General features: G+C 72.0%; 6 protein-coding genes. 1 reads left to right on the top strand and 5 read right to left on the bottom strand.

What is annotated here, in order from left to right; genetic code table 11:
* Nucleotides 1-527, bottom strand: a 527-nt coding sequence (locus tag RIF68_RS19680; protein ID WP_309052594.1) for a YqgE/AlgH family protein, incomplete at its 3' end; no start/stop codon positions are given.
* Between the two features lie 287 nt (nucleotides 528-814).
* Between RIF68_RS19680 and murA the strand changes: the two genes are divergently transcribed.
* Nucleotides 815-2,161 carry a UDP-N-acetylglucosamine 1-carboxyvinyltransferase gene (gene murA / locus RIF68_RS19675; RefSeq protein ID WP_309052593.1) on the top strand — a complete coding sequence of 449 codons (1,347 nt, stop codon included), beginning with the start codon at nucleotides 815-817 and terminating at the stop codon, nucleotides 2,159-2,161.
* Nucleotides 2,162-2,432: 271 nt separating this feature from the next.
* Here the strand turns inward: murA and RIF68_RS19670 are convergent, their stop codons facing one another.
* From RIF68_RS19670 to RIF68_RS19655, 4 genes are all read right to left on the bottom strand, one after another.
* Nucleotides 2,433-2,714, bottom strand: coding sequence for an HU family DNA-binding protein (locus RIF68_RS19670; protein ID WP_017237029.1), 282 nt, complete (start codon nucleotides 2,712-2,714; stop codon nucleotides 2,433-2,435).
* A 412-nt stretch (nucleotides 2,715-3,126) separates the two neighbouring features.
* Entirely contained in the window at nucleotides 3,127-4,542 is a 1,416-nt protein-coding gene (locus tag RIF68_RS19665; protein ID WP_309052592.1) for an NAD-dependent malic enzyme, read from the bottom strand.
* A gap of 366 nt (nucleotides 4,543-4,908) precedes the next feature.
* Nucleotides 4,909-7,239, bottom strand: a complete 2,331-nt coding sequence (locus tag RIF68_RS19660) for a UvrD-helicase domain-containing protein (protein ID WP_309052591.1) — start codon at nucleotides 7,237-7,239, stop codon at nucleotides 4,909-4,911.
* A gap of 61 nt (nucleotides 7,240-7,300) precedes the next feature.
* The coding region (locus RIF68_RS19655; RefSeq protein WP_309052590.1) for a GNAT family protein at nucleotides 7,301-7,775 on the bottom strand (475 nt) is incomplete at its 5' end.

Raw genomic sequence — 7,775 nt, 5'->3', positions numbered from 1 at the left:
ACCATGGCCAGGTCTCCGCGCTGGCGCCGCAGGACCTGGCGCCACAGGGTCTCCGGCCGGGGGGACGAGACGTCACCGGGCTCCGACTCGACCACGTACCAGGCGCCCTCGGTCAGTTCGTCCTCCAACTGGCCGGGACCCCAGCCCGCGTACCCGGCGAAGATGCGGAGCGAGCCGAGCGCGGGGCCGAGGAGTTCGGGCGGGGCCTCCAGGTCGACGAGGCCGATCGCGCCGTGCACCCGCCGCCAGCCGAGCGGACCCTCGTCGCCGGGGATCACACCGACCCCGAGGGCCGCGTCGAGCGAGACGGGGCCGCCCTGGAAGACGACCCCGGGCTCGCCGGCCAGATCCGCCCAGGGGGCGAGGATGTCGCCGACGGTCACCGGCGTGGGCCGGTTGAGGATCACGCCGAGCGAACCCTCGTCGTCGTGGTCGAGCAGCAGCACCACCGCGCGGTCGAAATTCGGATCCGCCAGCGCGGGGGTGGCCACGAGCAGCCGTCCTGTGAGCGAGGACACCTCGGTCATGCGACACATGATCCCGCATCTTCGGCGTTTGCGGGGGTTGTCGGGCGCAATGCCGGTTACACGACGGACTCCCGCAGGTCGGAAGGGAAGGGACAGCGGGGCCGAGACACCGCGATACCGCCCCGCCCATCGAACCGGACCGTGACGCTCCGCAAGATCACGAGAACGGAGGGTGTTGTGCCGAATTCATTACGTCTGAGAAGCCCCCCGACACGCCGGGAAGGGGTGTCATGGACCCTTACCCTTTTCTCTGGCCACCCGACCGACAACTCCGGAACGCGAGATTCATGACCGGCACAGACAGCCATGATGTACTGCTCGTCCATGGCGGAACCCCGCTGGAGGGCGAGATCCGCGTCCGCGGCGCGAAGAACCTCGTGCCCAAGGCGATGGTCGCCGCGCTCCTCGGCAGCGGGCCGAGCCGGCTGCGCAACGTGCCGGACATCCGTGACGTCCGGGTCGTCCGCGGCCTGCTCCAGCTGCACGGTGTGACGGTGCGCCCGGGCGACGAGCCCGGCGAGCTGGTGCTCGACCCGACGCACGTCGAGTCCGCGAACGTCGCCGACATCGACGCCCACGCCGGTTCGTCCCGCATCCCGATCCTGTTCTGCGGCCCGCTGCTCCACCGCCTCGGCCACGCCTTCATCCCGGGCCTCGGCGGCTGCGACATCGGCGGCCGGCCGATCGACTTCCACTTCGACGTGCTCCGCCAGTTCGGCGCGACCATCGAGAAGCGGGCCGACGGCCAGTACCTGGAGGCGCCGCAGCGTCTTCGCGGCTGCAAGATCCGCCTTCCGTACCCCTCGGTCGGCTCGACCGAGCAGGTGCTGCTCACCGCCGTCCTCGCCGAGGGCGTCACCGAGCTGTCGAACGCGGCCGTCGAGCCCGAGATCGAGGACCTGATCTGCGTCCTGCAGAAGATGGGCGCGATCATCTCCATGGACACCGACCGGACCATCCGGATCACCGGTGTCGACAAGCTCGACGGCTACACCCACCGGGCCCTCCCGGACCGCCTGGAGGCGGCCTCCTGGGCCTCCGCGGCGCTCGCCACCGAGGGCAACATCTACGTGCGCGGCGCGCAGCAGCGCTCGATGATGACCTTCCTCAACACCTACCGGAAGGTCGGCGGCGCCTTCGAGATCGACGACGAGGGCATCCGCTTCTGGCACCCGGGCGGCTCGCTCAACGCGATCGCCCTGGAGACGGACGTCCACCCCGGTTTCCAGACCGACTGGCAGCAGCCGCTGGTGGTGGCCCTGACGCAGGCCTCCGGTCTCTCCATCGTCCACGAGACGGTGTACGAGTCGCGGCTCGGCTTCACCTCCGCCCTGAACCAGATGGGCGCGCACATCCAGCTGTACCGCGAGTGCCTGGGCGGTTCGGACTGCCGCTTCGGCCAGCGGAACTTCCTCCACTCGGCCGTCGTCAGCGGTCCGACCAAGCTCCAGGGCGCCGATCTGGTCATCCCCGACCTGCGCGGCGGCTTCTCGTACCTGATCGCGGCGCTGGCGGCCCAGGGCACCTCCCGGGTCCACGGCATCGAGCTGATCAACCGTGGCTACGAGAACTTCATGGACAAGCTGGTGGAGCTCGGCGCCAAGGTCGAGCTGCCGGGCGGCGCGCTGGTCTGACCCCCGGTCGCACGCCGAGAGGGCCCGTACGGACGCCGTACGGGCCCTCTCGCGTCTTCCGGGGCTCCTGCCCGGGCTTCGCCCGCCGTACGGGCCCCGCACGGGCTTCCCGGGGGCAGGTGTCCCGGGGTGCGGGCGCGGGCGGTACGGGGTGCGGGCGTACGAAGAGGGCGGCCACCCCCTGACAGGGTGGCCGCCCTCCGTGCCTGCCCCGGGCCGTCCAGCGGCCCCGGCACGCTGCCGGCGGGCGGTGCTGCCCGCCCGCGACGGCTTACTTGCCCTTGGCGGCTTCCTTGAGCTTCGAGCCCGCGGAGACCTTCACGCTGTAGCCGGCCGGGATGTTGATCGGGTCGCCGGTCTGCGGGTTACGAGCGGTGCGAGCGGCACGGTGGGTGCGCTCGAAGGTCAGGAAGCCGGGGATGGTGACCTTCTCGTCGCCCTTGGCGACGACCTCACCGACGGTCTCGGCGAGGGCGGCGAGGACGGCGTCGGCGTCCTTGCGGGTCACCTCGGCGCGGTCGGCCAGCGCGGCCACCAGCTCACTGCGGTTCATGTTGTTACTCCCGTGTTCTTCTTGCCTGTGAGGCGTGCCACGCGGCGAGAGCCGCATGACTGGGTACAGCGAAGCCGATGCTGCCAGGGCCTTCGGACAGTCCCCGGACCCGGGTCCCTTGACGGACCCTCGCGCCCAAACACGCATCCTGCCCCCACCAGCGGCGGGAACGCCAATCCGGCACCCCCTGGGGTCACACGAAAAGCGCCAGAGTTCCCAGGTGGTGACGCAGCGTCGACTCCGCGTGAGGTACACCGAGCCGGAGATCCACCCTAAAGGCGGGTTTATGGTGCCGCGACCCACGACACGCCCGGTCACGGGCCGTGGGCACGACGGAGTCCCCGAAGGGGCCCGCCGGACCCCGGCAGGCGCCGCGCGGGGCCCGCCGTGGCCGCACGGGCCGCCGCGGGCGTCAGGCGCCCGCGCCCGCCGCCTTGGCCGCGTTGCGGACCGCTCCCGCGACCGCGCCGGCGACCTTGTCGTTGAAGACCGACGGGATGATGTAGTTCGGGTTGAGCTCGTCCTCGGTGACGACGTCGGCGAGGGCCGTGGCGGCGGCGAGCATCATCTCCGTGTTGACCGTGCGCGACTGGGCGTCGAGCAGACCGCGGAAGACACCCGGGAAGACCAGCACGTTGTTGATCTGGTTGGGGAAGTCCGAGCGGCCGGTGGCGACGACGGCGGCGGTCTGCCGGGCGGCGGCCGGGTCGACCTCCGGGTCCGGGTTCGCGAGCGCGAACACGATGGCGTCCTCGGCCATCGCGGCGACGTCCTCGGCGCCCAGCAGGTTCGGGGCGGAGACGCCGATGAAGACGTCGGCGCCGACGACCGCCTCCTTGAGGGTGCCGGTGACGCCCTCCGGGTTGGTGTTGTCGGCGATCCAGCGCAGCGGCGAGTCGGCGGAGGCGTCCACCAGGTCCTCGCGGCCGGCGTGGACGACACCGTGGATGTCGGCGACGACGGCGTGCTTCACGCCCGCGGCGATGAGCAGCTTGAGGATGGCCGTGCCGGCCGCGCCGGCGCCGGACATGACGACCCGGACGTCCCCGATGCCCTTGCCGACGACGCGCAGCGCGTTGGTGAGGGCGGCGAGGACGACGATGGCGGTGCCGTGCTGGTCGTCGTGGAAGACCGGGATGTCGAGGGCCTCGCGCAGCCGGGCCTCGATCTCGAAGCAGCGGGGCGCCGAGATGTCCTCCAGGTTGATGCCCGCGAAGCCCGGGGCGATGGCCTTGACGATCTCGACGATCGCGTCGGTGTCCTGCGTGTCGAGGCAGATCGGCCAGGCGTCGATGCCGGCGAAGCGCTTGAAGAGGGCGGCCTTGCCCTCCATGACGGGCAGGGCGGCCTTGGGGCCGATGTTGCCGAGGCCGAGGACGGCGGAGCCGTCGGTCACGACCGCGACGGAGTTGCGCTTGATGGTGAGGCGGCGGGCGTCCTCGGGGTTCTCGGCGATCGCCATGCAGACGCGGGCGACGCCGGGGGTGTAGATCATGGAGAGGTCGTCGCGGTTGCGGATGGGGTGCTTGGACGCCATCTCGATCTTGCCGCCGAGGTGCATCAGGAAGGTGCGGTCCGAGACCTTGCCGAGGGTGACGCCCTCGATGCCGCGGAGCTGCTCGACGATCTCCTCGGCGTGCGCGGTGGAGGTCGCGGCGATGGTGACGTCGATGCGCAGCTTCTCGTGACCGGAGGCGGTCACGTCGAGGCCGGTCACGGAGCCGCCGTGGGACTCGACCGCCGTGGTGAGCTGGGAGACCGCGGTCCCGCTCGCGGGTACCTCAAGGCGGACCGTCATCGAGTACGAGACGCTGGGCGCCGTTGCCATGGCCGAGTTCCTCTGCTTTCCCTAGCTTCGTTGCTACGCCGCCCCGGCTGGTTGACCCGGCGGCGCCCTCCGATGGTCGCACCTACCTGCCGGTAGCAGGTAATGCGGTCATTTTGTTTTCGGAAAGTAGTTTCCACCATACGAGAGATGCGGGGGATGCAGAAGAGGCCCCCGTCACCTGAGGTGACCTGGGGCCTCAACTTTGTATGTACGTCTAAGTGGCACCGACCCGCCATGCTCGCCTCGCGGCAAGTGGTCCCTCTGAGGGACGAAGGTTGGGCCCGGGGGCTTGGATCGAGCCGGTGCCACACCCAGGCTAACAAACCACCCCGCCCGGTGATTCCAGCGCCACAGGTTGACCTGAAATCAGTCCCTCAGCAGGTCCGGTACGCCCTCGGCGTCGGGCAGGTCACGCGGGCCCGACAAGACGGTCAGGGCCTGCGTGGAGCGCGTCAGCGCCACGTACAGGACCCGCAGGCCGGCCGGGGACTCGTCCGCGATCTCCGCGGGCGAGACGACGAGAGTGGCGTCGTACTCCAGGCCCTTCGCCTCCAGGGAGCCGAGGGCCACCACCCGGTCACCGAGCCCGGCGAGCCAGCGGGCGGCCTCGCCGCGCCGGTTCATGGCGACGACGACGCCCACCGTGCCGTCCACCTCACCGAGCAGCCGCTCGGCCTCGGACCGTACGGTTTCGGCCAGGTGGGTGTTTTCCGCTACGGCGACGAAGCGGGGCTCCACACCGGTCGAGCGGACCGCGCGCGGGGCCTCCTTGCCCGGCATCGCGAGCGCGAGGACACGCGCGGCGAGCTCCGCGATCTCCGCCGGGTTGCGGTAGTTCACGGTCAGCTCGAAGCGCCGGCGCGGACGGCTGCCGAGGGCCTCGTCGCGGGCGGCGGCGGCCTCGTCCGGGTCGGACCAGGAGGACTGCGCCGGGTCGCCCACCACCGTCCAGGTCGCGTGCCGGCCCCGGCGGCCGACCATCCGCCACTGCATGGGCGTGAGGTCCTGCGCCTCGTCCACGATGACGTGCGCGTACTCGGTGCGTTCGGCGGCGAGCCGCTCGGCCCGCTCGCGCTGCGTCTCCTCCCGTACCGGCATCAGCTCCTCCAGGCCGGTGAGCTGGTCCAGCGGGTCGTACTCCCGCTTCCGCCGCGGCCGGGCCGGAGCGCCGAGCAGGGTCTGCAGCTCGTCGAGGAGGGCCACGTCGTGCACCGACAGGCCGGGCCGGCGCAGCGAGCGGGCGAGCCGCCGCACCTCCCCCTGGTTCAGGACGCGGCGGGCCCAGCGGCCCAGGCGCTTCTCGTCGGCCATCGCGTCGAGGACCCGGCGCGGGGTGAGCTCGGGCCACCAGGCGTCGAGGAAGCCGAGGAAGGAGTCCTCGGTCGACACGTCCTCGTCGAAGGAGGACCGCAGCTCGGCGGCGAGCTGCGGGTCGCTGTGCCGGCCGACGGCGCCGGACTTGGCGTACAGCGCGTCGAGGAGCAGCCGGCGGGCGCGCGGGCGGAGCAGGTTCACGGGGGTGGTGCCGGACAGCACGTTCTGCCGGATCCGCCGCAGTTCGTCGGACTCCAGCTCCAGGCGGCGGCCGAAGGCGACCACGCGCAGCCGGGTGGGAGTGCCGGCGGGGGCCCGGTCGGCGTCCTCCCCCAGCTCGGGCTGCGCCTTGGGCGCGGGGGTCTCCAGGGCGCCCCGGGCGGCCTTGCGGAGGACGGCGACCATGCGGGAGGAGCCCTTGATCCGGGCGACGGCCGGCTCGTCGTACGCGGTGGCCTCCAACCCGTCGACCAGCGAGCCCAGCGCGCGGATCGCGACCTGGCCCTCCTCGCCGAGCGAGGGCAGCACGCCCTCCGTGTACGACACGAGGAGCGGGGTCGGCGAGACGATGAGGATGCCGCCCGCGTACCGGCGCCGGTCCTGGTAGAGCAGGTAGGCCGCCCGGTGCAGGGCGACCGCCGTCTTGCCGGTGCCGGGACCGCCCTCGACGTACGTCACGGAGGCGGCGGGCGCGCGGATGACCAGGTCCTGCTCGGCCTGGATGGAGGAGACGATGTCCCGCATGGTGTGGCTGCGGGCCTGGCCGAGCGCGGCCATCAGGGCGCCGTCGCCGATCGCGGGCAGCTCGCGCCCGGCGAGGGTCGCCTTCAGCTCCGGGCGCATCAGGTCGTCCTCGACGCCGAGCACCTTGCGGCCCTTGGAACGGATGACCCGGCGGCGCACCACCCGGCCGGGGTCCACGGGCGTGGACCGGTAGAAGGGCGCGGCGGCGGGTGCGCGCCAGTCGATGACGAGCGGGGAGTAGTCGGAGTCCAGGACGCCGATGCGGCCGATGTGGAGGGTCTCCCCGATCTCGGCCGTGTTGTCGGGCCGGATGGCGTCCTCGGCGGGCTCCACGGAGGTGTAGGCGCCGTCGGGTCCCTTCTTGCCGTCCTTGCCGTACAGCAGGTCGATCCGGCCGAAGAGGAAGTCCTCGAACTCGTTGTTCAGCCGGTTGAGGTGGATCCCGGCACGGAAGACCTGGGCGTCACGCTCGGCGAGCGCGCCGGGCGTGCCGACCTGGGCGCGCTGGGCGGCGTCGTTCATCAGGAACTCCGCCTCGTGGATCTTCTCCTCCAGACGGCGGTAGACCTGGTCCAGATGTTCCTGCTCGACACCGATCTCACGGTCCCTGACCGTGTCCACGGCTTCCTGCGCGGCCACCGAGGCCCCCTTCTGACGTGCACTGGGCAGCCGTCGAGCGTACGCCACCGGGGGCCCCGTGTCAGGCGTGGGGCGGGGGATCGTCGTGCAGGACGCGCTGGAAGAGATGGTGGTCGCGCCAGGCGCCGTCGATGTGGAGGTAGCGGGGCGCGGTGCCGAAGCGCTCGAAGCCGGCCTTCACGAGCACCCGCTGCGAGGCGTGGTTGTCCAGGACGGTCCCCGCCTCGACCCGGTGCAGACCCAGCTCCTCCCGCGCCGCCCGGCACACCTCCTCCACCAGCGCGGTCGCCAGACCCCGCCCGGTGTACTCCTCGTCCACCCAGTACCCGAGGGAGGCGCTGCGGAAGGGCCCGAGGGCGATCCCGGAGAGCGTGGCGCACGCGGTGATCCGCCCGCCGTCCGCGGCGACCCACCGCACGCTCCCGTCCCCGAGCCGCTCCGCCTGGCCGGCCGGGGTGTAGTAACGCTCGGGGCGGTGCGGCTCCCAGGGCCGCATGTGGGCGCGGTTGCGGGAGAGGGCGGCGGCGAGAGCGGGG

It is taken from the genome of Streptomyces sp., assembly GCF_031178505.1.
GTDB lineage: Bacteria > Actinomycetota > Actinomycetes > Streptomycetales > Streptomycetaceae > Streptomyces > Streptomyces gulbargensis.
The sequence above is the reverse complement of the archived record's forward strand: the minus strand, read 5'-3'. Positions and strand labels throughout refer to the sequence as shown.

What these genes read in the sequence shown, in the direction of transcription:
- murA (WP_309052593.1), top strand. Translation starts at nt 815, where the DNA reads ATGACCGGCACAGACAGCCATGATGTACTGCTCGTCCATGGCGGAACC.
- RIF68_RS19665 (WP_309052592.1), bottom strand. Translation starts at nt 4,542, where the DNA reads ATGGCAACGGCGCCCAGCGTCTCGTACTCGATGACGGTCCGCCTTGAG.
- RIF68_RS19670 (WP_017237029.1), bottom strand. Translation starts at nt 2,714, where the DNA reads ATGAACCGCAGTGAGCTGGTGGCCGCGCTGGCCGACCGCGCCGAGGTG.